Origin of the sequence: Citrobacter sp. R-1.5.2, assembly GCF_035064245.1 — a bacterium.
Taxonomy (GTDB): Bacteria; Pseudomonadota; Gammaproteobacteria; order Enterobacterales; family Enterobacteriaceae; genus Citrobacter.
Genome location: NZ_JASEYC010000001.1, coordinates 407,452 through 434,155, shown reverse-complemented (window position 1 = coordinate 434,155; position 26,704 = coordinate 407,452). Strand labels below are relative to the sequence as shown.

The 26,704-nt window shown below is 50.3% G+C and carries 28 protein-coding genes; 8 read left to right on the top strand and 20 right to left on the bottom strand.

What is annotated here, in order from left to right:
• Positions 1–47: 47 nt before the first annotated feature.
• The 3 genes from rpmI to thrS form a co-directional block, all read right to left on the bottom strand.
• Positions 48–245, bottom strand: a complete 198-nt coding sequence (rpmI, locus tag QMN38_RS02095) for a 50S ribosomal protein L35 (protein WP_003030583.1) — start codon at positions 243–245, stop codon at positions 48–50.
• A gap of 96 nt (positions 246–341) precedes the next feature.
• Positions 342–884, bottom strand: coding sequence for a translation initiation factor IF-3 (gene infC, locus QMN38_RS02090; protein ID WP_048997935.1), 543 nt, complete (start codon positions 882–884; stop codon positions 342–344).
• 3 nt (positions 885–887) lie between these two features.
• Positions 888–2,816 carry a threonine--tRNA ligase gene (gene thrS / locus QMN38_RS02085; protein ID WP_271440754.1) on the bottom strand — a complete coding sequence of 643 codons (1,929 nt, stop codon included), beginning with the start codon at positions 2,814–2,816 and terminating at the stop codon, positions 888–890.
• Between the two features lie 303 nt (positions 2,817–3,119).
• Here thrS and yniD point away from each other — a divergent pair, with 303 nt between their 5' ends.
• On the top strand, positions 3,120–3,227 hold the full coding sequence (gene yniD, locus QMN38_RS02080; RefSeq protein WP_204525063.1) for a small membrane protein YniD: 108 nt from the start codon (positions 3,120–3,122) through the stop codon (positions 3,225–3,227).
• A 236-nt stretch (positions 3,228–3,463) separates the two neighbouring features.
• Here the strand turns inward: yniD and QMN38_RS02075 are convergent, their stop codons facing one another.
• On the bottom strand, positions 3,464–4,222 hold the full coding sequence (locus QMN38_RS02075; RefSeq protein ID WP_137383363.1) for a DUF481 domain-containing protein: 759 nt from the start codon (positions 4,220–4,222) through the stop codon (positions 3,464–3,466).
• Positions 4,223–4,509: 287 nt separating this feature from the next.
• Here QMN38_RS02075 and pfkB point away from each other — a divergent pair, with 287 nt between their 5' ends.
• On the top strand, positions 4,510–5,439 hold the full coding sequence (gene pfkB / locus QMN38_RS02070; RefSeq protein ID WP_323604379.1) for a 6-phosphofructokinase II: 930 nt from the start codon (positions 4,510–4,512) through the stop codon (positions 5,437–5,439).
• A 271-nt stretch (positions 5,440–5,710) separates the two neighbouring features.
• Positions 5,711–6,571, top strand: a complete 861-nt coding sequence (locus QMN38_RS02065; RefSeq protein ID WP_101741711.1) for a fructosamine kinase family protein — start codon at positions 5,711–5,713, stop codon at positions 6,569–6,571.
• A 75-nt stretch (positions 6,572–6,646) separates the two neighbouring features.
• On the opposite strand, the gene QMN38_RS02060 is transcribed toward QMN38_RS02065, so the two are convergent.
• On the bottom strand, positions 6,647–7,183 hold the full coding sequence (locus QMN38_RS02060) for a YniB family protein (protein WP_048211877.1): 537 nt from the start codon (positions 7,181–7,183) through the stop codon (positions 6,647–6,649).
• A gap of 167 nt (positions 7,184–7,350) precedes the next feature.
• Here QMN38_RS02060 and hxpB point away from each other — a divergent pair, with 167 nt between their 5' ends.
• From hxpB to tcyP, 4 genes are all read left to right on the top strand, one after another.
• A complete protein-coding gene (gene hxpB / locus QMN38_RS02055) occupies positions 7,351–8,019 on the top strand; it encodes a hexitol phosphatase HxpB (RefSeq protein ID WP_271441127.1) in 669 nt (222 codons plus the stop codon).
• Positions 8,020–8,166: 147 nt separating this feature from the next.
• Positions 8,167–8,928, top strand: coding sequence for a 2-dehydro-3-deoxy-D-gluconate 5-dehydrogenase KduD (gene kduD / locus QMN38_RS02050; RefSeq protein ID WP_271441128.1), 762 nt, complete (start codon positions 8,167–8,169; stop codon positions 8,926–8,928).
• A 95-nt stretch (positions 8,929–9,023) separates the two neighbouring features.
• Complete coding sequence (locus QMN38_RS02045; RefSeq protein WP_170974385.1) at positions 9,024–9,611, top strand: metal-dependent hydrolase; 588 nt, start codon at positions 9,024–9,026, stop codon at positions 9,609–9,611.
• Between the two features lie 135 nt (positions 9,612–9,746).
• Positions 9,747–11,138, top strand: a complete 1,392-nt coding sequence (gene tcyP / locus QMN38_RS02040) for a cystine/sulfocysteine:cation symporter (RefSeq protein ID WP_137383368.1) — start codon at positions 9,747–9,749, stop codon at positions 11,136–11,138.
• Positions 11,139–11,203: 65 nt separating this feature from the next.
• On the opposite strand, the gene cedA is transcribed toward tcyP, so the two are convergent.
• From cedA to osmE, 8 genes are all read right to left on the bottom strand, one after another.
• On the bottom strand, positions 11,204–11,467 hold the full coding sequence (cedA, locus tag QMN38_RS02035; protein WP_071887334.1) for a cell division activator CedA: 264 nt from the start codon (positions 11,465–11,467) through the stop codon (positions 11,204–11,206).
• A gap of 171 nt (positions 11,468–11,638) precedes the next feature.
• A complete protein-coding gene (gene chbG, locus QMN38_RS02030; protein ID WP_271441129.1) occupies positions 11,639–12,397 on the bottom strand; it encodes a chitin disaccharide deacetylase in 759 nt (252 codons plus the stop codon).
• Between the two features lie 12 nt (positions 12,398–12,409).
• Positions 12,410–13,765, bottom strand: a complete 1,356-nt coding sequence (locus QMN38_RS02025) for a 6-phospho-beta-glucosidase (RefSeq protein ID WP_137383371.1) — start codon at positions 13,763–13,765, stop codon at positions 12,410–12,412.
• A 123-nt stretch (positions 13,766–13,888) separates the two neighbouring features.
• Positions 13,889–14,728 (bottom strand): transcriptional regulator ChbR, encoded by an 840-nt coding sequence (gene chbR, locus QMN38_RS02020; RefSeq protein ID WP_323604378.1) that lies wholly within the window; start codon positions 14,726–14,728, stop codon positions 13,889–13,891.
• A gap of 13 nt (positions 14,729–14,741) precedes the next feature.
• Positions 14,742–15,089 (bottom strand): PTS N,N'-diacetylchitobiose transporter subunit IIA, encoded by a 348-nt coding sequence (gene chbA / locus QMN38_RS02015; protein ID WP_137383373.1) that lies wholly within the window; start codon positions 15,087–15,089, stop codon positions 14,742–14,744.
• Positions 15,090–15,143: 54 nt separating this feature from the next.
• Positions 15,144–16,502, bottom strand: coding sequence for a PTS N,N'-diacetylchitobiose transporter subunit IIC (gene chbC / locus QMN38_RS02010; RefSeq protein ID WP_040233680.1), 1,359 nt, complete (start codon positions 16,500–16,502; stop codon positions 15,144–15,146).
• An 87-nt stretch (positions 16,503–16,589) separates the two neighbouring features.
• On the bottom strand, positions 16,590–16,910 hold the full coding sequence (gene chbB, locus QMN38_RS02005; protein ID WP_003832547.1) for a PTS N,N'-diacetylchitobiose transporter subunit IIB: 321 nt from the start codon (positions 16,908–16,910) through the stop codon (positions 16,590–16,592).
• 301 nt (positions 16,911–17,211) lie between these two features.
• Positions 17,212–17,550 carry an osmotically-inducible lipoprotein OsmE gene (gene osmE, locus QMN38_RS02000; protein ID WP_202038822.1) on the bottom strand — a complete coding sequence of 113 codons (339 nt, stop codon included), beginning with the start codon at positions 17,548–17,550 and terminating at the stop codon, positions 17,212–17,214.
• 210 nt (positions 17,551–17,760) lie between these two features.
• Here osmE and nadE point away from each other — a divergent pair, with 210 nt between their 5' ends.
• A complete protein-coding gene (gene nadE / locus QMN38_RS01995; RefSeq protein WP_202038823.1) occupies positions 17,761–18,591 on the top strand; it encodes an ammonia-dependent NAD(+) synthetase in 831 nt (276 codons plus the stop codon).
• A gap of 57 nt (positions 18,592–18,648) precedes the next feature.
• Here nadE and ves read toward each other — a convergent pair whose 3' ends face one another.
• From ves to astC, 7 genes are all read right to left on the bottom strand, one after another.
• Positions 18,649–19,224: an environmental stress-induced protein Ves gene (gene ves, locus QMN38_RS01990; protein WP_048211887.1), complete on the bottom strand. Its 576-nt coding sequence runs from the start codon at positions 19,222–19,224 to the stop codon at positions 18,649–18,651.
• Positions 19,225–19,576: 352 nt separating this feature from the next.
• Positions 19,577–20,062, bottom strand: coding sequence for an ATP-independent periplasmic protein-refolding chaperone Spy (gene spy / locus QMN38_RS01985; RefSeq protein ID WP_115602141.1), 486 nt, complete (start codon positions 20,060–20,062; stop codon positions 19,577–19,579).
• Between the two features lie 348 nt (positions 20,063–20,410).
• Entirely contained in the window at positions 20,411–21,376 is a 966-nt protein-coding gene (gene astE, locus QMN38_RS01980) for a succinylglutamate desuccinylase (RefSeq protein ID WP_323604377.1), read from the bottom strand.
• The gene (gene astB / locus QMN38_RS01975) at positions 21,369–22,712 is read right to left on the bottom strand and encodes an N-succinylarginine dihydrolase (RefSeq protein ID WP_323604376.1); all 1,344 of its coding nucleotides are present in this window, start codon (positions 22,710–22,712) and stop codon (positions 21,369–21,371) included. Before astB ends, astE begins: the two co-directional genes overlap by 8 nt.
• Positions 22,709–24,187 (bottom strand): succinylglutamate-semialdehyde dehydrogenase, encoded by a 1,479-nt coding sequence (astD, locus tag QMN38_RS01970; protein WP_323604375.1) that lies wholly within the window; start codon positions 24,185–24,187, stop codon positions 22,709–22,711. Before astD ends, astB begins: the two co-directional genes overlap by 4 nt.
• Positions 24,184–25,218, bottom strand: a complete 1,035-nt coding sequence (gene astA, locus QMN38_RS01965; RefSeq protein ID WP_271441134.1) for an arginine N-succinyltransferase — start codon at positions 25,216–25,218, stop codon at positions 24,184–24,186. The genes astD and astA overlap by 4 nt, the downstream gene beginning before the upstream one ends.
• The gene (gene astC, locus QMN38_RS01960) at positions 25,215–26,435 is read right to left on the bottom strand and encodes a succinylornithine/acetylornithine transaminase (RefSeq protein WP_323604374.1); all 1,221 of its coding nucleotides are present in this window, start codon (positions 26,433–26,435) and stop codon (positions 25,215–25,217) included. The genes astA and astC overlap by 4 nt, the downstream gene beginning before the upstream one ends.
• Positions 26,436–26,704: the final 269 nt, after the last annotated feature.

Sequence of the window (26,704 nt, the reverse complement as noted above, 5' to 3'; positions counted from 1 at the left end):
TCCTGTCTCTATATTCTTAGTAAAAAAATGAATTAAACGTTAACGGCTTATGCGTACGGCAAGCACGCGATAACCAGACCCAGATCGCCTTTAGACACGAGGCCTTTTGGACGCAGGTGACGTTTACGCTTAGTAGATTTTTTGGTCAGAATATGACGCAGGTTTGCGTGCTTACGCTTAAATCCACCACCACCGGTTTTTTTGAAACGCTTAGCAGCACCGCGTACGGTCTTAATTTTTGGCATTTTAATAACTTCCACTTCGCATTGTTAATAAACGAAACGTAGGCGAACAACGGCTGTGGAACCCGCAGGCTCCACAGACATTGCTACTTGAAGGCCTTACTGTTTCTTCTTAGGAGCGAGCACCATGATCATCTGACGGCCTTCGATCTTCGTTGGGAAGGATTCGACTACTGCCAGTTCACTCAGATCGTCACGGACGCGGTTGAGCACTTCCATACCGATCTGTTGGTGGGCCATCTCACGACCGCGAAAACGCAGCGTGATCTTAGCCTTATCGCCATCTTCCAGAAAGCGTACCAGGCTGCGGAGTTTTACCTGGTAATCGCCATCGTCGGTGCCAGGACGGAATTTAATTTCCTTAACCTGGATAACTTTTTGCTTTTTCTTCTGTTCCTTAGAAGACTTACTCTTTTCATAAAGGAACTTGCCGTAGTCCATAATACGACAAACTGGCGGTTCGGCGTTAGGGCTGATTTCAACTAAATCTACTCCAGCTTCTTCAGCCTTTTCGATCGCTTCTCTCAGACTCACAATACCCAAAGCTTCGCCTTCCAGACCTGTTAAGCGAACTTCCAGGGCGCGAATCTCGCCATTGATACGATTCGGACGTGCCGTTTGAACTCGTTTTCCGCCTTTAATACCTTATTCCTCCAGTTGTTGAAGACTGCGGCTGCGAATCTCTTGTTGCAGCTTCTCAATCACTTCATTTACGTCCAGGCTGCCCAAGTCTTTGCCACGACGGGTGCGCACGGCAACTTTGCCTGCTTCTACCTCTTTGTCGCCACAGACCAACATGTAAGGGACACGACGTAAAGTGTGCTCGCGGATTTTAAAGCCTATCTTCTCATTTCTCAAGTCTGCTTTTACACGAATACCCGCATTTTGTAGTTTCTGCGTTAATTCGTTGACGTATTCAGACTGAGAATCGGTAATGTTCATGACCACAACCTGAACCGGCGCAAGCCAGGTCGGGAAGAAGCCGGCGAACTCTTCAGTCAGGATACCGATGAAACGTTCCATAGACCCAAGAATTGCGCGGTGAATCATAACCGGCACCTGACGTTCGTTGTTTTCGCCAACATAAGAGGCGCTTAAACGGGACGGCAGGGAGAAGTCCAGCTGTACAGTACCGCACTGCCATGCACGATCGAGGCAGTCATACAGGGTAAATTCAATTTTCGGACCGTAGAACGCGCCCTCACCCAGTTGGAACTCAAACGGGATGTTATTTTCTTCCAACGCAACGGCCAGGTCAGCTTCAGCACGGTCCCACATTTCATCGCTGCCGATACGTTTTTCGGGGCGAGTGGACAGTTTGACGACGATTTTCTCGAAGCCAAAAGTGCTGTACATATCGTAGACCATACGAATGCAAGCGTTAACTTCATCACGAATCTGCTCTTCAGTACAGAAGATATGTGCATCATCCTGAGTAAAGCCACGTACACGCATCAGACCGTGCAGCGCACCTGACGGCTCGTTACGGTGACAGCTACCAAATTCAGCCATACGCAACGGCAGATCACGATAGGATTTCAGACCCTGGTTAAAGATCTGAACGTGGCCCGGGCAGTTCATGGGTTTAATGCAGTATTCACGGTTCTCAGACGAGGTAGTGAACATCGCATCTTTGTAGTTGTCCCAGTGACCTGTTTTTTCCCACAGCACACGGTCCATCATGAACGGACCTTTAACTTCCTGATACTGATATTCTTTCAGTTTCGAGCGAACAAAAACTTCCAGCTCGCGGAAGATAGTCCAGCCATCGTTATGCCAGAACACCATACCCGGTGCTTCTTCCTGCATATGATACAGGTCAAGCTGCTTACCAATTTTGCGATGGTCACGCTTGGCTGCTTCTTCCAGACGTTGCAGGTATGCATTCAGGGCTTTTTTGTCGGCCCATGCAGTACCATAAATACGTTGCAGCATCTTGTTGTTGCTGTCGCCGCGCCAGTATGCCCCTGCGGTCTTCATCAGTTTGAAGTGATGACAGAAACGCATGTTCGGCACGTGCGGACCACGGCACATATCGACGTATTCTTCATGATGGTACAAGCCAGGCTTGTCATCATGGGCAATGTTTTCATCAAGAATAGAGACTTTATAGGTCTCACCACGCTTCACGAAGGTTTCGCGCGCTTCGTACCAGCTGACTTTCTTCTTAATGACATCGTAGTTTTTCTCAGCGAGCTCGTGCATCCGCTTCTCGAGCGCGTCGACATCTTCCTGGGTTAACGTACGGTCAAGATCGATATCGTAGTAAAAACCGTTGTCAACAACCGGTCCGATCGCCATTTTGGTGTTCGGCCAAAGTTGTTTGATCGCATGCCCTAACAGGTGCGCACAAGAGTGACGAATGATCTCCAGACCTTCTTCATCCTTCGCGGTGATAATGGAGAGTTTCGCATCATCTTCAATCAGATCGGAAGCATCTACCAGCTCACCGTTAACACGGCCAGCAATAGTCGCTTTCGCCAGACCTGGACCGATGTCCAGCGCAACATCCATGGGGCTTACAGCGTGGTCGTAATGGCGTTGGCTGCCATCAGGAAGAGTAATAACAGGCATGTTATATCCTTATTTGCAGTGGTGCCCCACACGTAAGAGCACATACAAAGATTCAATATTTAAAATTATCAAAAAGGTCTGGGCTGATTCCCGCTTCACTCTGCGAAATATGTCACAGGTCACCTGACAGGCAACGCTGGACCTACGCCCGTTTTTTGATAACACCGTTTGACAGTGTACACGGCATTACGAGCCGATCAAAGCTGCAATCAATGCGCTTTCCATGATGTAAATCAATTCACGGACACCCTTCTATCTTTGTTACACTAAGTCGAATGGTCTGACCTGGGCAGGAAAAGAACAATGCCAACAAATCGTTTTGCCAAAAAACACGGGAAGATAGTTGTAATACTGCTGGTTATTTGTGCGGCAATGCTGATGCTACGCTGGGCAGCCATGATCTGGGGTTAAACGTCAGAAGTACTATGCCAACCTGAGCAAATATATTCTACAGACTGTTAATTGTGTTTAATTATGACGGTAATGCTGAAATGCCATTTTCAGGACAGCCTATTTATTCATTAAATTGAAAGCGTCTAAAAATGCGGGATGTCAGAAAAGCATCAAAAATAAAGCGCGGTTAGGATAATAAAAGTACTTAACGTTAATTTATAAAAGCCGGGCCATTTAACTGGCCCAGCTAACTATTACATCCGATAGCCGAGCGAAACCGTCGTGCGGCGATCGGTATGCTCCGGCGCGGTTGCCGGCGGTTCGGAGTTCCAGGTCACGTTGTACGCAACCTTCAATCCAAAGTGTTCGTTGATAGCAACATTCAAAGCCGTTTCAGAATTCAGCGTTGTATCATCGGCACCAAATACCGACACCCCCTGCGTAAACTTGGTGTTGTCCGTCATCTGCCACGCATAAGCCCCGGACGCATAACCTAACGGCTGCGTTTCAGTGGTGCCATCAGTGTGCTCGTCATAACGTACACCAGGACCGAATTCAAAGCGGAAGCTGTGCACCGGTCCATTAAGAAACTGGCGACCATAACCGGCCGTTAGCACATCACGCTCACGATATCCGTTATAACGGTCTGTTAACCAACTGGCCTGACCAAAGAGATAGTCATAGTCAGTCATGTTGTAACGACTACGACCACCTACAGCATATTTCTCAGATGAACGTTCATCATTTGAGGAGGTGTTGCTGGCATTTCCCCACAGAGACCACGCCGTAGATTGACCATACCAGGTCATGGTGGTGTCTGCGGTTAAAGAAGAACTTTTTGTGTTGCCTGACTGGGCAAGATATCCCGCGTTCAGGTTACCTTCAAAGGGTTTTTTCGCGCTGGAAGGGTCATCCATGACAGTAAAAACGGAATCATCGGCGGCGGCATGCATTGACGCAAACACGCACCCCGTCAGCAATACTGCTGCGGGCACTGTCTTCAAAAGCTTCATTTATAAAGAGTCCGTACAACAAAAAAAGAGACCATAACGGTCTCGGAAACTTTCATGTGGATCAATGACAAAAGACCCTTGAAAGGTAACAAATTATAAAAAGACTCGAATAACATAGCAATAAATTCTTATTTCATTTTTTGAATAAGAGCGTTCTTAATCCTTTATTTTATTTATATATCTTTGGCACGAGAATTTTAAATAAAGCTGCGAGAAATCATGTTGTTAATTACTTCACTTTCGTGACGTTAAGTGCCAGACTGGGGTCAGCCTAACAGGAGGTAAAGATGGTACGTATCTATACGTTAACACTTGCGCCCTCTCTCGATAGCGCAACAATCACCCCACAAATCTACCCCGAAGGTAAACTTCGCTGTACCTCACCGGTTTTTGAACCTGGCGGTGGAGGCATCAACGTCGCCCGTGCCATTGCACATCTTGGCGGAACTGCAACGGCCATCTTTCCGGTCGGTGGTGCGACTGGCGAGCACTTAGTTTCTTTACTTGCCGACGAAAATGTTCCCGTCTCGACTATCGAAGCCAAAGACTGGACCCGACAAAATCTCCATGTCCACGTCGAATCCAGCGGTGAGCAGTATCGTTTTGTCATGCCCGGTGCCACGCTGACTGATGACGAATTCTACCAACTGCAGGATCAGGTACTGGAAATTGAATCGGGTGCGATACTGGTCATTAGCGGCAGTTTGCCGCCCGGTGTACAAATAGAAAAACTGACACGGCTCATCACCACCGTACAAAAACAGGGTATTCGCTGCATTGTCGATAGCTCTGGTGAGGCGCTGACAGCGGCATTAGCCATCGGCGGTATCGAACTGGTAAAACCCAACCTCAAAGAATTGAGTGCACTGGTGAAACGCGAACTCACACAACCCGATGACGTTCGCAAAGCAGCACAGGAGATTATACAAAGCGGCAAAGCGCTTCGCGTTGTGGTCTCTCTTGGGCCACAAGGGGCATTGGGCGTCAATAAAGAAACATGCGTCCAGGTCGTCCCACCGCCGGTGAAAAGCCAAAGTACCGTTGGCGCAGGCGACAGTATGGTCGGCGCGATGACGTTGAAACTGGCAGAAAATGCCCCGTTTGAAGAGATTGTGCGTTTTGGCGTCGCTGCGGGTAGCGCAGCAACGCTGAATCAGGGCACTCGTCTGTGCGCGCTGGACGATACGCAAAAAATATATTCGTATCTTGCCCAGTGATTACACCATCCCCCTTATCAAGCATTAAGGGGGATTTACCGACAAAACTGTCGACATGTGTATTATGCGTCTATGATAAAAAATCACGTGATTACAAAGAAGTGAATCATGTTAAACCGAAAGTCGTCATTTCTCAGGGAGGTGTGGAAGCACGACATACAATAAGTGCCTTTCCAGCGATGACGCGTCTACGGTGTGCGTCAGTTCGTGTTTTTTTACCGCATTCTTGCGCTAACCTTATGATCTGGCAGACAACATGGGGAGAGACATCATGTGGCAGGCTATCAGTCGTCTTTTAAGCGAGCAATTAGGTGAAGGCGAAATCGAACTGCGTAATGAACTGCCCGGCGGAGAGATCCACGCCGCATGGCATTTACGCTATGCGGGGCGCGATTTTTTCGTCAAATGTGATGAAAGAGAGCTGTTGTCTGGCTTTACGGCGGAGGCAGACCAGTTAGAACTGCTTTCCCGGAGTCAAACCGTTTCTGTTCCCAAAGTCTGGGCAGTGGGTGCCGACAGAGATTACAGTTTTCTGGTTATGGACTTCCTCCCTCCCCGCCCGCTTGATGCCCACAACGCGTTTATTCTCGGACAACAACTTGCACATTTGCACGAATGGAGCGATCAGCCACAGTTCGGCCTCGACTTCGATAATGCACTCTCCACTACACCGCAACCCAATGCCTGGCAGCGTCGCTGGTCAACCTTCTTCGCCGAACAACGCATCGGCTGGCAACTGGAACTTGCGGCGGAAAAAGGTATCGCGTTTGGCAATATTGACGCCATTGTCGATCACGTTCAGCAGCGACTATCCTCCCATCAGCCACAGCCTTCTCTCCTGCACGGCGATTTGTGGTCGGCAAACTGTGCACTCGGACCGAATGGCCCTTACATCTTTGACCCTGCCTGTTACTGGGGCGACAGAGAGTGCGATCTGGCAATGTTGCCGTTACATACCGATCAGCCACCGCAGATTTATGACGGTTATCAGTCTGTCTCGCCGCTACCGTTAGATTTTCTCGACAGGCAGCCTATCTATCAGCTGTATACGCTGCTTAATCGGGCAATTCTGTTTGGCGGGCAGCACCTGGTGGTGGCGCAAAAAGCGATGGAAAGGTTACTGGCTGCTTAACGTACAGATAGCCCGAAGGCGGCTTTGTTTATCAGGCCTGATGCTTCACGCAGTCCAGGCCTGATAATAGCGGACTTACAAAAAGCCCAGTAATGAAAAGAAGAAATAGCCGATCACGATAACGATCACCGGCAAAATATAGAGCGGGAAGATTTGTAAAAAGATCGTATGGTGTGGCACAACAATACGCGACTCAATTTGCTCACGCGATAACCCCTCACTGCCTTTTGCCTGTTCCAGAATCAACTGATCTTCAACGCCCTCGCGTAAAAAACGTGCCTGACGACTCATTCTGGCGCCAGAGTCCTGCAATGCCAGACCGATGAATATCAGAATGAAAATCAACCAAAAAACAAGATTCAGTCCGGTCTGAAAATCCGGTGTCGGCGAGTTATACCAAAACAGGTTAAGAAACGGCGTATTCACACGCATCATGTCGATCATCACATGGGCAAAATCGAGCATGACTGCATTAATCCCTTCCTGCTTTTCGCTGTGCGCGTACATAAACTTCAGTACTGAAACCAGTGTTGAAATCAGCGCCGGGATGAAAATTACCCATCCCAGCAACCTTTTCAAGACAGCAATGCGTCCAGCTTGTTGATACGTCATGAGTTCCCCTTGATAAAGACGTGTCATTTTGGCCTAAGTTTACCCGTTGATAACCGTTTTCGCCTGATCTTTAAAGGCGGTATACTGCCAAATTAGCCATAATGAACGCTTAGAGCTCGTTCTGGTGGGCTCTTAATCCCTGTTATCACCCTAAAGGAGAGGTTGTGATGTCAACCCCGCGTCAAATTCTTGCTGCAATTTTCGATATGGATGGATTACTGGTCGATTCAGAACCGCTCTGGGATCAGGCTGAACTGGATGTGATTGCAAGTTTAGGCGTAGATATCACCCGCCGCCATGAACTTCCCGATACGCTCGGTTTACGTATCGATATGGTTGTTGATCTTTGGTTCGCACAGCAACCGTGGAACGGTCCCTCTCGTCAGGAGGTGACGGAACGCATCATTACACGGGCCATTGCGCTGGTAGAAGAAACAAGACCACTGTTGCCGGGCGTACGTGAAGCTGTAGCGCTATGCAAATCCCAGGGGATGCTGGTAGGACTGGCCTCCGCGTCACCGCTGCATATGCTGGAAAAAGTGCTGACCATGTTTGATCTGCGCGATAGCTTTGACGCACTGGCCTCGGCAGAAAAATTACCTTACAGCAAACCGCACCCGCAGGTTTACCTCGATTGTGCCCAGAAGCTGGGGGTATCCCCGTTATCTTGTGTTGCGCTGGAAGATTCCGTGAACGGGATGATTGCGTCGAAAGCCGCTCGAATGCGCTCAATTGTTGTCCCCGCCCATGAAAATCAGGATGATCCCCGTTTTGTGCTTGCCGACGTCAAACTGGCCTCATTGACGGAGCTCACTGCCGGGCATCTTCACGGTTAATCTCCCTCCGGGCAATGACCATATTGCCCTTTTCTTTGCTTGACCAATAAAATTAAAACACCGTTTCAATTTTATTGTATTTTTGTTCAACCTCTTCTATCCTTCTGCTATCGCAATGCATTAACAGTAAAAATAGCTGAGGTGAACATGGTTCTGGACGCGTTTCGTCTTAAGGATAAAGTCGCAATCGTCACCGGTTGTGATACCGGGCTTGGGCAAGGTATGGCCCTGGCGCTGGCTGAAGCCGGATGTGACGTGGTTGGCGTAAACCGCAAAATCCCGCATGACACCGAGGAAAAAATCACCGCAGTTGGTCGGCGCTTTATGGCCATTCAGGCCGACCTCAGCCAACAGGAGGCGCTGTCCAGCATCGTGACGCAAACTGTTGCGGTATTTGGTCGGGTCGATATTCTGGTTAACAATGCAGGTACGATTCGTCGCCAGGACGCGCTGGATTTTAGTGAAAAAGACTGGGATGACGTAATGAACCTGAATCTCAAATCCGTTTTCTTTCTGTCGCAGGCAGTGGCGCGTCAGTTCCTGGCGCAGGGTAACGGCGGTAAAATTATCAATATTGCCTCAATGCTCTCTTTTCAGGGGGGAATCCGCGTTCCGTCCTACACCGCATCAAAAAGCGGCGTGCTTGGGATCACCCGCCTACTGGCTAATGAGTGGGCAGCTCAGGGAATTAATGTCAATGCCATCGCACCAGGTTATATGGCGACAAACAATACGCAGCAGTTGCGTGAAGACAGTACGCGTAATCAGCAAATCGTCGATCGTATTCCCGCGGGGCGCTGGGGAACACCGGATGACTTACAAGGCCCGGTCGTTTTTCTCGCCAGCCAGGCTTCTGATTATATTAATGGTTACACGCTTGCCGTAGACGGCGGTTGGTTGGCGCGTTAATCGTGCATTTGTGACAAAGGGTTACAACGTCACCTCTTCCGCCTACTGTATAAAACCCCTATACTGTATGAATTGACAGTTTATTGGGTTTTATCATGACGGCGGAAGGCCACCTTCTTTTTTCTATTGCCTGTGCGGTATTTGCCAAAAATGCCGAGCTGACACCCGTTCTCGCTCAGGGTGACTGGTGGCATATTGTGCCTTCGGCCATTCTAACGTGTCTGCTGCCCGATATCGATCACCCGAAATCCCTGCTTGGGCAGCGGCTGAAGTGGATATCAAAGCCTATTGCCCGGGCATTTGGCCATCGCGGGTTTACACACAGCCTGCTGGCCGTCTTTGCCCTGCTGGCCACGTTTTACCTGAAAGTCCCGGATAGCTGGATAATCCCGGCCGATGCGCTACAAGGTATGGTGTTGGGCTATCTCAGTCACATACTGGCCGATATGCTGACCCCGGCAGGCGTTCCCCTGCTTTGGCCCTGTCGCTGGCGCTTTCGTCTGCCAATCCTCGTCCCGCAGAAGGGAAATCAGCTGGAGCGCTTTTTGTGCATGGCGCTGTTTGCCTGGGCCATCTGGATGCCTCAGACGATGCCGGAAAACAGCGCAGTGCGCTGGTCATCGCAGATGATTAACACGCTACAGATGCAGTTTAATCGGTTTATAAAGCACCAGGCTGATTAATAAAACAGCCAAAATGTCATTTTAGGTATAAACAATTCCATTTGAATATAAGAGGCAAGTCACAGTTCTGCTAATCTTGCGCCAACAGAATCACCATTACATGGTGATACGCATAATAAGATCAGGAGAACGGGGATGAACTTTCCATTAATCGCGAACATTATCGTGTTCGTAGTACTGCTGTTCGTGCTGGCGCAAGCCCGCCACAAACAGTGGAGTCTGGCCAAAAAAGTACTGGTCGGTCTGGTCATGGGCGTGGTGTTTGGTCTCGCCCTGCACACCATTTACGGGTCCGACAGCCAGGTACTGAAAGATTCCGTACAGTGGTTTAACATTGTCGGCAACGGTTACGTACAACTGCTGCAAATGATTGTTATGCCGCTGGTTTTTGCCTCTATTCTCAGTGCCGTTGCGCGTCTGCATAACGCCTCTCAGTTGGGCAAAATTAGTTTCCTCACTATCGGAACGCTACTGTTTACCACGCTGATCGCCGCGCTGGTGGGTGTTCTGGTGACAAACCTGTTTGGTCTGACTGCTGAAGGGCTGGTGCAAGGCGGCGCTGAAACCGCACGCCTGACCGCCATTGAAACCAATTATGTGGGTAAAGTTGCCGACCTCAGCGTGCCGCAGTTGGTGCTGTCGTTTATCCCGAAAAACCCATTTGCCGATCTTACGGGTGCAAACCCGACGTCGATTATCAGCGTCGTTATTTTCGCGGCCTTCCTGGGCGTTGCGGCACTTAAACTGCTGAAAGATGATGCGCCAAAAGGCGAGCGCGTATTAACGGCTATCGATACCCTGCAGAGCTGGGTGATGAAGCTGGTTCGTCTGGTGATGCAACTGACTCCGTACGGTGTTCTGGCGCTGATGACCAAAGTGGTTGCCGGTTCCAATCTGCAGGACATCATCAAGCTGGGCAGCTTCGTCGTTGCCTCGTATCTCGGCCTGGGCATTATGTTCGTCGTACACGGCATCCTGCTGGGTATTAACGGCGTTAGCCCACTGAAATACTTCCGCAAAGTCTGGCCGGTATTGACTTTCGCCTTCACCAGCCGCTCCAGCGCCGCTTCTATTCCACTGAACGTCGAAGCACAAACCCGTCGCCTGGGCGTCCCTGAGTCCATTGCCAGCTTTGCCGCCTCTTTTGGTGCAACGATTGGTCAAAACGGTTGTGCGGGTCTGTACCCGGCGATGCTGGCCGTGATGGTGGCACCGACTGTCGGTATTAACCCGCTGGACCCAATGTGGATTGCCACGCTGGTGGGTATCGTGACCGTCAGTTCCGCAGGGGTTGCGGGTGTGGGCGGTGGCGCGACCTTCGCGGCACTGATCGTACTGCCTGCCATGGGTCTGCCGGTCACATTGGTTGCTCTGCTGATTTCTGTTGAACCACTGATCGATATGGGCCGTACTGCATTGAACGTTAGCGGTTCCATGACCGCGGGTACGCTTACCAGCCAATGGCTGAAACAGACCGATAAAACGATTCTGGACAGCGACGATCACGCCGAACTGGCGCATCGCTAAAATCCTGTCTGTATAAAACAAAAAACCGCCGGTGAGTTATGCTCCGGCGGTTTTTTTATATCTAATTAATCGCTCAGTTCGTTTTCCTGGCGAATTTGGTTAGCCCAGCGCTGTGCCGACTCCGGAACCGTAAATGCAGGCGAACGCTGAAACGCCTCCCCCATTAAGACAAAAGCGACATATTTTCCGCGCAGTATCCATACGTCACGAAACGCATCCATTTTCACCGCATGCTCTGGTGGAGCTGGCTCCACACGAGGAACATAGCTGATAACCGGACGATTTTGTTGGCGAAGAGGTTTCATAATCAGTTGCTTCACTAAAGACAAATTCTAAAAATCTGAAAAACGCTATCTTAGCTGATTTTACCCTCGGACGGTGCAAAAACAGTGAATTCGTGAAGTGGGTGGCGATAACGGGGGGGGGACGGACTGGTTGCGGCAAATATCAATGACGCAGACAAAAAAATGCGGCGCACCGACGCGCCGCCAACTCAGGAATTAAACGTTCAGAAAACTGCCAAGACGATAACCGCGCTCCGCAATAGCGTATTTCAATGACGAAGACGTCAGTACGTCAAGCTCAGTTAAGCGGGGGTAACAGTAGGCACTTTGTCGAATGATGTCATCGATAAACGCCGGATGACACATCACTTCCAGCGAGGACTCTCCCCGGTCTGCGGACGCGTCCAGCGTCTGCAAGAACAGGGCCTCAGAAATCGCGTCGCCATAAAACTCACTGCTAAATCCCTGGGAGGTACGCAACGTTTCCGGTAAATCGGACGCCAGGAACACCGTCTGCCGATCGATCCGCAACGCAACACCCCTCTCCGCGGCAAAACTGGCGACAATCGGGAAAATCTGCGGGAACATATGCACGTGGTGATGACTATCCAGATGCGTCGGCTCCCGCCCGAACAGGTCAATAAAACGCTGATACTGTGCAGCCAGCTCCTGAGAAATCTCGTCCAGCGGCAATGTATCTTCCTCTGCCATCTGCCAGATCCATTTCCCTAACACACCGTCACGCGTCAGACCCGGCATCGCCGTTAACGGTTTGCCAAGCGTCAGGACAAAGTGCATCCCAACGGCAAGTTCCGGTAAATCGCGACTAAGCTGTACCGCATGCTCTATCGCCTCGCCATTCACCAGAGCAGTGGTTGAGGTGACTATGCCATTGCGACAGGCTTCAACAATGCCGTAGTTTTGCCCTTTGCTCAGGCCAAAATCATCCGCATTCACAATCAGTACGCGTTCCATAGCCAACCTCAGTTAGTGTTGTTCGCTTTTAAGCTTCTCGATGCATCCAGCGAAATTTGGCAGCCATTTTTCATGCGCCAGGATCAGCTCACGGGCAAGAATTTCAGCATCAGTGTCTGAATGCACCAGTGGACTCAGGTTTAACGCCAACAGTACATCATTCAACTCGCCGCTTAGTGCTGCGTTGCTCGCCGCCACTTCAAAACCTTTAATGGTATAGATAAGGCCCAGGACCTTTTCATCGAAATGGGTGATACGCGGGTGCGGCGTTGCACCATTGCGTCCCAGCGTGCAGGTCATCTCAACAGCCCAGTCCGCAGGAATATTATCAACATGACCATGATGAGGAATGTTGACGTAATGCTCGGTCTGCTTGTCGTTGTAGATAGCATTGATGACTTCACACGCGGCATCAGAGTAATAAGCCCCGCCACGCTGTTCCAGCTCTTTCGGCTTAACATTCAGCTCAGGATTTTTATACAGATCAAACAGTTGCTTCTCAACTTTCTGTACTACCTGTGCGCGTGCGCCACCTTTGTAATATTCGCCCATTTCAATCGCCAGCATCTCTTTTGGCTTGAAGTAGTACAGCAAATACGAGCACGGTAGCAGTTTCAGTGAACGAATCAGCCCTTCACTGAACGGCAGATCGAAGATGTTCTTCACGCCAGAGGCTTTCAACTGACCCGACGCTACGCCGTCCAGCAGTTCATCAAAACGTGACACACCGTTGACCAGAACATCCTTAATGAAGACCATATGGTTCAGACCAAACAGATCGATGGATAAATCATCACTCTGTTTCAGCGCCAGGACGTCGCTGATAAACATCTTCATACCGATTGGAATATTGCACACGCCGATAAACTTCTTGAAGTTAGTATGGCGATAGACCGCTTCAGTTACCATGCCAGCCGGGTTGGTAAAGTTAATCACCCACGCATTCGGACACAGTTCTTCCACATCCTTCACAATGTCAAAGATCACCGGAATGGTACGTAGTCCTTTAAACAGGCCTCCAGCACCGTTAGTTTCCTGCCCCAGATAACCATGGCTCAGAGGGATACGTTCATCCTGTTCACGAGCCTTAAGTTGTCCTACGCGCAACTGCGTGGTGACAAAATCAGCATCTTTCAGCGCTTCTCGGCGATCCAGCGTTTTGTACACTTTCATCGGGACGCCAGCTTTATCAATCATGCGCTGGCAGAGGTCAAAAATAATGTCCAGCTTCTCTTTACCACCGTCGACATCCACCAGCCACAATTCAGAGACCGGTAATTCATGATAACGCTTAATAAAGCCTTCAAGTAATTCAGGGGTGTAGCTGCTCCCGCCACCGATAGTGACGACTTTTAATTTCTGGCTCATAATTTCTCCCTTCAGTGTAAAAACACTGACACGTATTATGCTCAACCCATTCGTCAGGTATAGCGTGGCAGTCCCAGCGCTATTTTGGGCAAGCTATAAAAATTGGTTGTTGGTAAATAAAATTTACTGATTAAATTCCGTTAATTTCTTACGGTAGCTATTAGGTGTAAACGACGTCAGCTTTTTAAACGTTTTAATAAACAGGCTCGGACTACTGTAACCAGACTCATAGGCAATATCAGTTACAGAATAGTTAGTCATTTCCAGCTGTTTTTTAGCAAAATTAATGCGGATTTCATTAATAATCTGCATTGGCGTTTTACTGTAATAACGCTGGGTTGCACGGGTCAGATACTCCTGGGATTTTGCGGACAGGTGTACCATATTTTCCAGCGCATTTTCGCTGAACTTCCTTTTGTCATGCATGCTTTCCACGGTAGTTTTAAGCCATTGTGGAATATCATCCAGCACCTGTTCTTCCCGATGATGGCGTAACCGATTAATAATATAGAAGGTGACCACTTCTACAAATTCATCCAGTCCGCTTTCACGAAAGTTCAGTGATGCTATAACCGTTTCGATGTAGGTAAGAAACGAGCTGTTCGCCCGATACACCTGCGATGCAACAAAACAAAATGGCAGCAACGGGTGGTAGTGCTGTTCAAAAAAACGTTTACTGATACCAACGTTAAGAATTCGCGTCGCGCCGAAATCATAGAAACTTTGATGGTGCGATCCCAACGGGATAAAGACAAAGTCTCCGCGCTCAAGCAGTACACGCTTACCGTTGATCTCCTGATAGTAACGTCCAGTTAAGACCAGGGTAAATTCGTAGTAATCATGCTGATGCAGCCCACTGATGCTCTCAGTTTTGTTATAGATGAACACATGAAAATTTTTGCCATTAAAAAGCTGCTGCTCATAGACGGTTTTGATTTCCGGTGCGTTAACCTGTAGCTGCATTCTGCACTCCTCGCTATTTCAGCTTCTCGTGAAGCTCAATCAGTTCTGTCACCAGTTCACGTGCCAGCATCGACGTCATCAGGTGGTCCTGTGCATGGACCAGCACCAGGCTGACTTTCATTTTACCTTCACCCTGATCGCCTTCAATCAGTTTGGTCTGGACAAGGTGTGCTTCGTTCAGCGCCATGCGAGACTGCTCCATCATGGTCTTCGCTGACTCAAAATCACCCTGTTTGGCCAATTTGAGCGCGCCGTACGCCAGACTACGTGCCTGACCCGAGTTGATGATGAGCCCCATCACCACTTCTTCAAGCTCTTCAGCCTCTGACTGCGTATCGACGATATTTTCGATATCTAACATACTCTTTTCCTCTGGTTCAGTCCGGCATGGCCGCATAGCCATGCCGGATTAAATTTAGAATTTCAATGCGTTAGCGATATCTTCTTCGCTTTCTTCTTTATCAATCACGTTCTGAGCTTTGTTGGCGACGACCACGAATGGCAGGTACACCAGCGTTGCGATACCAAGGTTAAACAACGCGACCAGCAGAGCAGCGACGCTACCGTTGGTGTTAAAGAATGCGCCCAACCCGGTTGGCATCGTCCACGGTGCAATGTTGGTAATCGGTGGAATAATGCCTGTGTAATACGCAGCCAGCGTAATCGCTGCCAGAATCGGCTGAACCAGGATGAATGGAATAAACATAACCGGGTTCATGATAATCGGCAGACCGAACAGAATAGGTTCGTTAATCTGGAACAGACCTGATGGCAGTGCCAGTTTTGCTACCTGACGATAATCAGCGCGACGAGAAGCCAGGAAGATAGCAATAATCAGACCCAACGTTGCCCCACTCCCTCCCAGGAAAATATAGGAGTCCAGCATCGGCTTCGCCCAGACGTGGAACGTCTTACCCGCTTCCAGTGCCGCGTCTACGGAACCAAACTGTTGGTAGATAGAGATGTTTTCCAGCGCCCAGGGGGTCATGATACCGCTGTCCAGTGCAGTCAGTGCCAAAGAACCGTGAATACCAAAGAACCACAACAGCGGAACAAAAATCACGTACGCCCAACCCACCACACTACCCAGTGACGCCAGCGGAGTTGAAATGGAATCCATGATGATCTGGTGGAAGTTCGTTCCCCAGGTGTTCAACGCCCAGGCGATGATCCCCATAATAGAGAGGATAATGAAGCCAGGAATCAATGCAGAAAACGAGCGAGAAACAGAAGCCGGAACGCTATCAGGTAATTTAATAACCCAATTACGATGCACGACGAAGGTGAACATTTCCGCGACCACCAGGCCGATAATAATACCGGAAATAATGTTTGCACCGCCCAACCAGTTAGCACCCACGGCATAGGCTTCGCCCACGCTGTAAGGTGTGACTGTCATAAATGCGGCGACAGATAATAAACCAGCAGCCAGTGCATCGACTTTGCGTTCTTCTGCCAACGCCATACCGATAAAGAATGGCGCCATCAATGACATAATACCCAGCGTACCGTTATAGACGTTCCCACCGATGCCTTTTAAACTATTTAGCGTTTCAATAGTTGAAGCATCAAGTCGAATGCCCATGGAATAAAAAAACGACCCCTCCCCAAAGCTCAGGAAAACGTTATTGATTAATACAAACATTGCCCCTGCGAGGGTTAACGGCATTAAACGAATAAAACCGTTTTTGATTGCATTAACGTGTGGCTGCTTTCCAATTTTTACAGCAAAAGGAAGGAGTACCTTTTCAAGTGAAGCAATAGCGTTACTCATAGAAAAATACCCTTAAATACCGCAATTAACAATTGCGGTGAATGTTAATGAAATAACTCTTTGACGGGAAAATTTAAAATAAAATAATTAATTTGCTGCGGCTTTTTTAATTGCTGCAACTGCAGCCTTAAGCACGCCTAAACCATCGACTTTGCCATACAACAGCGAGTCAATCACTTCTACAGGTTTGTTGGGTAACAAACGCTGAATTTCGGGCAACATATAAGCAATCTGTGGGCCTAATAACACAACATCGGCTACCGGGCCTTTTTCTCCGGCCAGCGTTTCGGGAAACGCTTCAATGATAACCGGTACTTCGTATTTTTCAGCCTGAGCACGCATCTTCGAGACTAACAAAGAAGTCGACATGCCCGCAGAACAAAACAGATAAATGTGTTTCTTTTCCATTAAAACGATCCTCATGTGCGATTATCTGTGTACCAGACACTCCGCAAGCCATAACCTGCATCCATGCTCTGGGTAACTTGCGTCAGCTAAATTACTTTTTTAGGTGGCTGAAATGAGTATACGGGATTGCACCCGCGGATGGTATTTCATTGACCAACTAAATTGTCTCTCCTTGACCTGTGGTTATGACACCCCTCACACTTCAGGCAAATAATTCGCGACAATAAATAAGATCGCGTGACACAAAAAAACCGGCACAGTGGCCGGTTCTGCAGAGTGCTCAGGCAATAAACAGATGCAACTACTTCGCAGACTGCGGGTCGGTGTCATACTCCGCGCAGGTCTGGTAGCCGGAATTAATCACGTGCCCAGTATCATCTAATGCAACAAAATAGGTCTCTGCTTTACCATCTCGTTGACCCAGGATGTAGGTCTGACATGTACCACGCGCATGGATCATGCTGACTTCAGATGACGGTTTGCCGGCAATCTGCGCCACTTGCGCCCGACTCATCCCTTTCTTCACATCTTTCACCACGGGCTGCACAAATTGGTCTTTGGTACGATCGTAAGCCGTACACCCTGCCAGCATAGTCAATACCGCCGCTGCGCTCAGAATTCCTGTTAGATTCTTGTTCATATTCCGTCCTCTTTTTTTTCAGCGTGTTATATAAGCCTGGAGCACAACAACGCATTTTTCAAGCTGTCAGTGGATACTCGGGTCATTTCAGAAAATTCTATCAAAACAAAATGATGTTATATCCGGCTGCATCCCTTGTCGTTTGGGCGTCAACGCGTTAGCTTTAACACATCGTTATTTTTGATCATTTCATTTTTTGGAGGGGGTTAAATGACTCTGCAGCAAGAGATAATCCGGGCACTTGGTGCCAAACCACACATTAATGCAGAAGAGGAAATTCGCCGCAGCGTGGATTTCTTGAAATCGTACCTCAAAACCTACCCTTTCCTTAAATCACTGGTGTTAGGGATTAGCGGTGGGCAGGACTCCACCCTGGCCGGAAAGTTATGCCAAATGGCGATTTCCGAGTTACGCGAAGAAACGGGTAACGATGCGTTACAGTTTATTGCTGTACGACTGCCTTATGGTGTACAGGCCGATGAACAAGACTGTCAGGACGCGATCGCGTTCATACAACCTGACCGCGTGCTCACCGTCAACATCAAAGGCGCGGTATTGGCCAGCGAGCAGGCATTACGTGAAGCAGGTATCGAACTGAGTGATTTTGTGCGCGGCAATGAAAAAGCCCGCGAGCGTATGAAGGCACAATACAGTATCGCCGGAATGACCAGCGGTGTTGTCGTGGGTACCGATCACGCCGCAGAAGCCATTACCGGATTCTTTACTAAGTATGGCGATGGCGGCACGGACATTAACCCAATATTCCGCCTCAACAAGCGTCAGGGTAAGCAGCTTCTTGCTGCATTAGGTTGCCCTGAGCACTTATATAAGAAAGCACCAACCGCCGACCTCGAAGACGATCGCCCTTCTCTGCCAGATGAAGCCGCATTAGGCGTTACCTACGACAACATTGACGATTATCTGGAAGGAAAAACGTTGGATGCCGACGTTGCGAAGAAAATTGAAGGCTGGTACGTGAAGACAGAACACAAACGCCGCCCACCGATTACGGTGTTTGACGACTTCTGGAAAAAAGCGTAATTCGCTGATTTACCCGTGCCGGATAACCACAAAAGGGTTTATCCGGCCCAAACGACATCATTGCACCGAATCAGGCGAAAAACCTGGCTTCCAGTTAATCTCACTAAACAACAACTTCCCCTCGCGCTCCAACAGTCGCAACGTATGCTTACCGTCATGCCAGCACGCCCCCTGGTCAGCCGTCAGCAACTTATCCCCCAGTTGCCAGGCTCCGCTAATCACAAATACCACGCCGCCACGCGAACCAAAGGTCGTAAACGTCCGGTCAGCCACACGAACTTTAGCCTGGCAAACATCCCGACGGGTCATGATATTAAAATCCATCGACATCTGCCCTTCCGTCAGCTTCGCTTTTACCACACGGTCACCGGCGAAAGTAAAAGGCTGATGCTGTTTTAGCGTATGCGGTAGCGTGTTAGCGCCTTCCAGCGTGACTTCTCCCCCTTCGAGCAGCGTAATAACGCGTTCAACTCCCGGGAAAAGTGAAAATTCGCCGTTCGCAGCAATGGAGGCAATACTCGCCCGCCAGTGAAAGTCGCGTGTTGCTGGCGGAAAACAACATATTTCACGCGTTTCTCCCGCACCATTACGCCAGAGATTAACCGGCATCTTGCGGATATCAAAGTACTCCATCATCCCTCCAGAAAGGCACTGTGCGCCGACATGCCGTCATCAGGCAGCCAAATCATCATTGTTATCATTCACCCTGCACGTTGTTATCGGCAGCAGAGTTGATTTGCCTTAGCGATGACCATGGCGTTTTGCAAAAAAGTTTAACGCGCTGATCCAGGTAGCATTTTCGCGGGCATCAGGAGCATAACGTGTCCGAAGCGCTGTGCAATAGGTGGGAAAGAAAAAACCGCCGATCCTGCCCACATCGTTAAACGTGTTGTGGACAAGGCCGGCGGTCTTGAGTTTTTTTTCACGCTGTGTGGGGCAATCTGCTCCGACACAGCGTGAATGTTTGAGTATAGACGCCTACCGATTATTCAGCAGCCTGTGGCATTTTACCTTTCTGCGCTGCACGTTCTGTCAGACGCTTCTCAAAATTGGCATTAAACTGTTTTTTCTGTTCCGGGGTCAGAATGTTGTAGATTTTGTTCTGCGTTTCCATATGCGCCAGCATGTTAGCTTTGCGCTGTTCTTCCATCTTCGCAATCTGCGCTTCAGCCTTCGCTTTATCGAAGCTATCGCTGGCGATGATATCGTGCATTGCACGGCGTTCTTCCAGCGGAGGACGTTTCATCTGATCGCGCTGACCTTTCATGATGTCGCGGATCTGTTGTTTCTGTGCATCGGTCAGGTTCAGGTCTTTAAACATCATGTCATGATGCGGGGCAAACTTACCGTTGTGGTGCATCATCGGTTTGGCATCTGCCGGAGCGGCTGTGGTCGTGTCAGCGGCATGAGCCAGATTTGCAGCGCCCAGCGCCAGGGTAGAGGCAACAAACAGAGCAGTCAGTTTACGCATAATTTCTATCCTTCCTTTCAGTTATTCTTACGACATTCATACGACTCTTATGCAATGTGATGTCGTGTTGACGAGATTAACTTTACCGGCTTAAGCGTCAATTAATCAGAGTAACGGTAAAACAATGAAAGTGTAAAAAACAAACTTTCATCAATTATGAAGAAAAAAAGAATAAATTGCGGAGAGTTGAAATAAAAAATTACAACAGGATGATTTTGAAAGGATTATGAAGAACTATACCTGAACTCTGGTTATTAAGAAAGCAACTTACCAGGAATAATCCGTAATAAATATAAACAGCACGCAAAAATAAGCCCTCAGAGATTAACCCAAGGGCGGATATATCTTTTACAACCTTTCCAGCATCAGTCCCGCGCGTAAACCACAGGCCACATTGGGATTAGGAAAGAGAACATATTCAACGTCATGGGTGACGATAAAACGTTCATCACCATCCTGAGCCAGTACGGTTCCCTCTTTAAATGCGGTAAAGTTAAGTGTCTGGTTGTCCATGTAGAGAATGAAATCGTCGCTGCGCCGTGTAATTTGCGCTACCACGCGATAACGTAACGGCGGCGTCTCAGCTGCCGCTGCGGGGCTGCCTGTCAACAACATTGCCAGCGCCTGCGCAGTGTGAGCAAACTGTGACAGGTTGTTTTGCCCAAACGGCAGCGCCTTGCCCAGCTCCAGCGTGCAGGCCAGCGCGCCAAAATGCTCCCCACTAAAATGGGTAAACGTTCCGCCTGGTGCCTGGTGGAAAACCAGAGCCTCCAGCCCCGCATCCCCCAGCCAGCGAAGGAACGCCTCATCCCATGCCACATCACGCTGCGGTAGCACGCCAAAACGCAAATGATGTGACCCGCGAATAGCCGTGTGGAGATCGAGATGCCAGCGAACAGGTGCCTTTGCCCGCGCGTAAAAATCTTCCAGACACAGTTCAAGCTCGCGGGCACGCCGTGTTTCACTGCTCTCATCGAAGAGCTGCCAGCGGCCACCAAACATACGGTTCAGATCGCTATGACAATAGCGTTTGCCCGCAGCTAGCGCCTGCGGATTGCCCAGGATCACCAATAGCCGCCATGTCAGCGGCAGCTTGCCGCTAAACAACCCGGACAGCAATGTATCCAGTATTTCTACTGGTGCGGTTTCGTTACCATGAATGCCCGCAGACAAAACCAGCGAACGCTCAACCGGGACAACCGGCGTCAGTTCCAGCATGCCATGCCCAATCCATTGCCAGTCAAAACCGTGAGCTTTCCCCCGGGAGGTATCTGGCGAGTCTCCCGCAAGCGTCAGCGCAAGGAAATTATCCATGACGTGTACGCTCCTGCTGGAAGGGATACACCGAACCGAGTTTGAGTAATTGTGTCAACGTATCCAATGCTTCACGCCCTTCGCGCAGCAACTGCGGGTCAGCAAGATCGGCTGCGGTAAGGCGATCGCGATAGTAACGATCAACCCAGTTATTCAGCGTGTTAAACAGCACATCATTCATGAGAACCGCCGGGTTCACCGCCTGTTGCTCCTGTGGGGTTAACACGACCCGAAGTCGCAGACACGCCGGGCCACCACCGTTGGACATGCTTTCGCGCAGATCGAATACCCGTAGATCGTCAATCGGGTTGTCATCTTCAAGCAGACGGTTTAAATAATGCCATACCCCTGCATGCTCCCGGCATTCCTGCGGCAAGACCAACATCATTGAACCGTCATCACGACTGAGTAGCTGGCTGTTAAACAGATACGTTGCCACAGCATCCTGCACTGACACTTCCGCCAGGGGAACTTCCAGCGCCGTAAATCCCGCCACCTGGCTACGTAACTGCTCTAACAACGCCTGCTGGTTGGCAAACGCCAATTCATGACAAAACAGCACCTGACGATTTGATACCGCAATAACATCGTTATGAAACACACCAAGATCGATAACATCCGGGTTTTGCTGAGCAAAGATAATCTGCTTAGGGTTCACGTGATTCAGGCGCGCAACAGCTTCGCTGGCCTCACGTGATTGCCTCGCCGGATAACGCTTCGGCTGCGCGCCGTTGCCCTCTTCACGACCATAGACAAACACCTGCACGCCGGGATCACCATAATCACCGCCGAGGCGGTTATGGTTAGCCGCACCTTCATCACCCAGTAACGCAACTTGTGGCAATGCAGTATGGACCGTAAAGCGGCTCTCATCACGGAAGATCGCGTTTAACAACGCTTCAGTGGTCGAAGCCTCCAGCGAACGGTGAAACTTGTTATTCAGGTTGGCGACCGTCAGATGCACTTTCCCGTCCAGCGAATCTGCCGAAGGACAGACCGTGGCCGCATTCGCCACCCACATCGGCGAAGCGGAACTGGCACTGGAGAGCCAGTGAGGTGCCTGCCGTGCCACCTTTTCCAGCACCTGTTCGTCACTGCCGCTAAATCCCAACTGACGCAGCACGGGAATATAGGGACGCTCGTGAGGTGGGATCACCGCCTGCGGGAATCCGGCATCGGCCAACGCCTTCATCTTCAACAGGCCCTGTTTCGCCGCCAGACGGGGATTCGACACCTGAAAACGGTGTCGGGTTGAGGCCTCATTGCCAAATGACAACCCCGCATAATGGTGAGTCAGTCCCACCAGACCGTCGAAATTTACTTCGCGCGCTTTCATGGCTTATCCTCGCGTGAAAAATCGAGTCCTGGGCTAAGCGCAGTCGGCAGCGTCAGGGTCGGAGATTCCAGGCTCGCCATCGGCCAGGCGCAATAATCTGCGGCATACCACGCACTGGCGCGATGGTTGCCTGAAGCACCAATCCCACCGAACGGCGCGGTGCTTGCCGCCCCGGTTAGCGGCTTATTCCAGTTGACGATGCCCGCACGAGCTTCCAGCAGCAATTGGTCAAACTGATTGCGATCCGGTGAAACCAGCCCGCACGACAAACCAAAGCGGGTATTGTTGGCCATGCGAATCGCATCATCAAAGCTGTCATAACGCCAGACACCGAGCAGCGGGCCGAAGACTTCTTCATCCGCGACATTCGCCACGCCGGTCAGTTCAATAATGCCGGGGGTCAACAGTGAAGTCCCCGCGCGTACCTGCCGTGGTGCCAGTAGGGTTCGCCCTCCCTGCGCTGCAAGGCGTTGCCAGGCGTCACAAACATGTTGCGCGGCCTGTTCAGAAATAAGCCCGCCAATAAACGGTTGCGGTTGTGCATCCCAGTTGTCCGGTATTAAACGCTGACAGACATCCACCAGCCGCGCCAGAAACGCATCGCCCTGCGCCCCTTTTTTAACCAGCAGACGACGGGCACAGGTACACCGTTGCCCGGCTGTAACAAACGCTGACTGAATAGTCAGATGTACCGCCGCATCAATATCTTCGGGGTTCTCGATAATCAGCGGGTTGTTCCCGCCCATCTCCAGCGCGAGGATCTTTTCCGGCTGGCCAGATAGCTGACGATGCAGCTGATAACCCGTATTGGCGCTACCGGTAAACAACAGACCATCAAGGTCCTCCAGCGCACTCAGTGCCTGTCCTGTTTCACGCCCCCCCTGAACCAGGTTCAATACGCCCGGCGGTAATCCCGCCTGTTCCCACAGTTTGATCACCGCCTCACCGGTCCACGGCGTCAGCTCGCTGGGCTTGAAAATCAGCGTATTGCCAGCCAACAACGCCGGAACGATATGACCATTAGGTAAATGACCGGGGAAGTTATACGGGCCAAACACGGCCAGCACACCGTGTGGGCGATGACGTAACGTCGCTGCACCATCTGGCAGCGCGTTATGCTGTTCTCCGGTACGGGTATGATACGCCTTCACTGAGATGGCAATTTTATTGATCATCGCCGTCAGTTCGGTTGCAGCTTCCCAACGCGGCTTGCCGGTTTCCCGTGCAATGATCGCCGTCAGTTCTGCTTTATTACTCTCCAGCAGCGTCGCGAATTTCTCGACAATGTCCTGGCGGGCAGCAAAAGCCTGTTTTGCCCAACCCGGAAAGGCAGCCCGCGCCGCCTGGCATGCCAGTGCTACCTGAGTCGCATCGGCATCATTGCCTTGCCACAGCACATCCCCGCTCACCGGGTTCGTTTTCACCCGACGTGCGCCCAACCCGGTCACCCAGTCGCCGTTTATCCATAATGTCATGCTGCTTTCTCCTCTGCACAAAGACGCACAAAACGTACATGGTCACCCGCGTGGCATTTCAGGGCGTCCAGTTGCGCTGCCGTCAGTACCAGTCGCTGGGTATTCGGATCGGCACGCACTAACATGACGCGGAAGTTTTGGTAATTTTCATTAGCCACCAGGCAGGCAGGAAATTCGCCCAGTGCAGGCTGACCTTCAGCCACTTCCACCAGTCGACTTTTGCGGATAGCACGTACCCGGTCGATATCGCATTCCAGCGTCGGCCCGCCGTCGAAAATATCGATGTAGTTGCGGTAGCGAAACCCTTCTTTCTCCAGCACCGCACGGGCTGGCGCCGTTTGCGGATGCACTTCGCCAATCACGCTTTGCGCTTCTTCCGACAGGAAGTGGGTATATATAGGATGTTTAGGCATCAGCTCTGCAATAAACGCTTTTTGTCCGGTGCCACAGAGAAAATCTGCGCGGCTGAATTCCATCGAGAAAAAGCGCTTGCCAAGGCTTTGCCAGAATGGTGAATAACCGTGTTCATCAATGACACCCCGCATCTCTGCAACGACTTTTTCGTTAAAACGGTCACGAAACGCCGCCATAAACATAAAGCGCGACTTCGACAGCAAATAGCCGTTACCTTCTTTACGCCAGTCCGGATCGAGAAACAGGGTACAAAGCTCACTGCTTCCGGTGTGATCGTTACTGAGAAACAGCGTCGGCAATGCGTTATAGACATTCAACTCTTTCGAAGCATGAACTAGCGTGCCAACACGGTAGTTGTACCAGGGATCGTTAAGCCCTACCGCCACTTCAATCGCACAAATCCCCGCCACGGTTCCGGTGGCACTGTCTTCCAATACAAAAACGTAGCCCTGCTCGCTTTTAGGCAACTCGCCACGCCAGGTTTTCAACGAACGATCAATACGCGCCGCCAGCGTGGCTTCATTTGCGGGCAATGACGTCAACCCACCGCCGGTCTTACTGGCAAGCTGCATTAACGCGGTGATATCCGCGTGTTCAATAGGACGGATCACCATCATGATGAACCTCCTGCTTTAATGCGTTCGCATGCCAGCGCAAAACGATCGAGTCCGGTTGCCACCTCTTCCTGGCTGACATTTAGCGCAGGCGCAAAACGCACCACGTTACCGCCGGCAATCAACACCATGACGCCTGCATTGGCCGCTTCCTGGGAGATCTGTTTCGCTTTTCCGGCAAATTCCGCATTCAACACACAACCAATTAGCAGCCCCAGGCCACGGATTTCACTAAACAATCCAAAACGTTCGTTAATAGCGTTAATACGCTCCACAAACCGGTCATGACGCTGTTTCACACCATTGAGGACTTCCGGCGTGTTAACAATTTCCAGCAACTTACCCGCTACGGCAGTGGCTAATGGGTTTCCGCCGTAAGTTGTGCCGTGAGTGCCCACGGTCATCACGCTGCTGCAACGTTCTGTAGTCAATAACGCGCCAATAGGGAATCCACCGCCAAGCGCTTTGGCCGTCGTCAGCAGGTCTGGTGTCACACCGTAGTGCATATAGGCATACAGTTCGCCGGTACGCCCAACGCCGGTCTGTACCTCATCAAAAATCAGCAGCGCATTATGACGATCGCATAATTCACGCAGCCCCTGTAAAAACGCGGTGGTTGCCGGCACGACGCCACCTTCCCCCTGCACTGGCTCCACAATAACCGCACAGGTGGTGTCATCAATCAATTGGCTGGCGGAGTCGAGATCGTTATACACCGCATGACGGATATCCGGCGGCAGTGGTGCGAAATCCTGTGAATAGGCTGGCTGCCCCCCGGCACTGACGGTAAACAGCGTGCGACCGTGGAAGGCGTTTTTAAATGCCACAATGCCGCTTTTTTGGCTGCCAAACCGATCGTGGGCAAATTTACGCGCCAGTTTTAGTGCGGCTTCGTTAGCCTCTGCGCCGGAGTTGCAGAAGAAAACACGCTCGGCAAACGTCGCGTCGATAAGCTTCTTCGCCAGACGTAATACCGGTTCGTTAGTGTAACCGTTGCCGGTATGCCAGAATTTGCTGGCCTGGTCGTTTAATGCCTCACGCAATGCCGGATGCGCATGTCCCAGTGCGTTAACCGCAATGCCTCCCGCGAAATCGATATACTCTTTACCCTGTTGATCCCACAGACGTGAACCTTCACCACGCACCGGAATAAAAGGCGCTGGGGCATAGACAGGCATCATCCATTCATCAAAATTTTCACGCGTAACTGACAGAGACATAGCGACCTCAACGGTAAATAAAAGGTTATTTATATGTTAATAAATATAGTGTTTGCGGTGTAAATGTAGATTGCAGGGTTCGTGCCAGCCAGCGAAAAAAGTGCATAAACGGAGTCGTTGAACGGAATATCAACAAGTTACAACACAACGATATTCACTATCTGTGCATATAAAGTGAATATGTTTGCGTATCAGAGGACTAAATAGAGGAAAAACCGCAATTTTATTCAGTCGCCAAATATAATTCTGGAATTGTGATCGTATACGAA

Coding starts and splice junctions, on each gene's coding strand:
- QMN38_RS02060 (WP_048211877.1), bottom strand. CDS start 7,183: ATGACGTATCAACAAGCTGGACGCATTGCTGTCTTGAAAAGGTTGCTG.
- astE (WP_323604377.1), bottom strand. CDS start 21,376: ATGGATAATTTCCTTGCGCTGACGCTTGCGGGAGACTCGCCAGATACC.
- thrS (WP_271440754.1), bottom strand. CDS start 2,816: ATGCCTGTTATTACTCTTCCTGATGGCAGCCAACGCCATTACGACCAC.
- hxpB (WP_271441127.1), top strand. CDS start 7,351: ATGTCAACCCCGCGTCAAATTCTTGCTGCAATTTTCGATATGGATGGA.
- astA (WP_271441134.1), bottom strand. CDS start 25,218: ATGATGGTGATCCGTCCTATTGAACACGCGGATATCACCGCGTTAATG.
- ves (WP_048211887.1), bottom strand. CDS start 19,224: ATGGAGTACTTTGATATCCGCAAGATGCCGGTTAATCTCTGGCGTAAT.
- yniD (WP_204525063.1), top strand. CDS start 3,120: ATGCCAACAAATCGTTTTGCCAAAAAACACGGGAAGATAGTTGTAATA.
- rpmI (WP_003030583.1), bottom strand. CDS start 245: ATGCCAAAAATTAAGACCGTACGCGGTGCTGCTAAGCGTTTCAAAAAA.
- spy (WP_115602141.1), bottom strand. CDS start 20,062: ATGCGTAAACTGACTGCTCTGTTTGTTGCCTCTACCCTGGCGCTGGGC.
- chbC (WP_040233680.1), bottom strand. CDS start 16,502: ATGAGTAACGCTATTGCTTCACTTGAAAAGGTACTCCTTCCTTTTGCT.
- chbB (WP_003832547.1), bottom strand. CDS start 16,910: ATGGAAAAGAAACACATTTATCTGTTTTGTTCTGCGGGCATGTCGACT.
- osmE (WP_202038822.1), bottom strand. CDS start 17,550: ATGAACAAGAATCTAACAGGAATTCTGAGCGCAGCGGCGGTATTGACT.
- astB (WP_323604376.1), bottom strand. CDS start 22,712: ATGAAAGCGCGCGAAGTAAATTTCGACGGTCTGGTGGGACTGACTCAC.
- pfkB (WP_323604379.1), top strand. CDS start 4,510: ATGGTACGTATCTATACGTTAACACTTGCGCCCTCTCTCGATAGCGCA.
- nadE (WP_202038823.1), top strand. CDS start 17,761: ATGACTCTGCAGCAAGAGATAATCCGGGCACTTGGTGCCAAACCACAC.
- astD (WP_323604375.1), bottom strand. CDS start 24,187: ATGACATTATGGATAAACGGCGACTGGGTGACCGGGTTGGGCGCACGT.
- QMN38_RS02065 (WP_101741711.1), top strand. CDS start 5,711: ATGTGGCAGGCTATCAGTCGTCTTTTAAGCGAGCAATTAGGTGAAGGC.
- QMN38_RS02025 (WP_137383371.1), bottom strand. CDS start 13,765: ATGAGCCAGAAATTAAAAGTCGTCACTATCGGTGGCGGGAGCAGCTAC.
- kduD (WP_271441128.1), top strand. CDS start 8,167: ATGGTTCTGGACGCGTTTCGTCTTAAGGATAAAGTCGCAATCGTCACC.
- astC (WP_323604374.1), bottom strand. CDS start 26,435: ATGTCTCTGTCAGTTACGCGTGAAAATTTTGATGAATGGATGATGCCT.
- QMN38_RS02075 (WP_137383363.1), bottom strand. CDS start 4,222: ATGAAGCTTTTGAAGACAGTGCCCGCAGCAGTATTGCTGACGGGGTGC.
- QMN38_RS02045 (WP_170974385.1), top strand. CDS start 9,024: ATGACGGCGGAAGGCCACCTTCTTTTTTCTATTGCCTGTGCGGTATTT.
- chbR (WP_323604378.1), bottom strand. CDS start 14,728: ATGCAGCTACAGGTTAACGCACCGGAAATCAAAACCGTCTATGAGCAG.
- chbG (WP_271441129.1), bottom strand. CDS start 12,397: ATGGAACGCGTACTGATTGTGAATGCGGATGATTTTGGCCTGAGCAAA.
- chbA (WP_137383373.1), bottom strand. CDS start 15,089: ATGTTAGATATCGAAAATATCGTCGATACGCAGTCAGAGGCTGAAGAG.
- tcyP (WP_137383368.1), top strand. CDS start 9,747: ATGAACTTTCCATTAATCGCGAACATTATCGTGTTCGTAGTACTGCTG.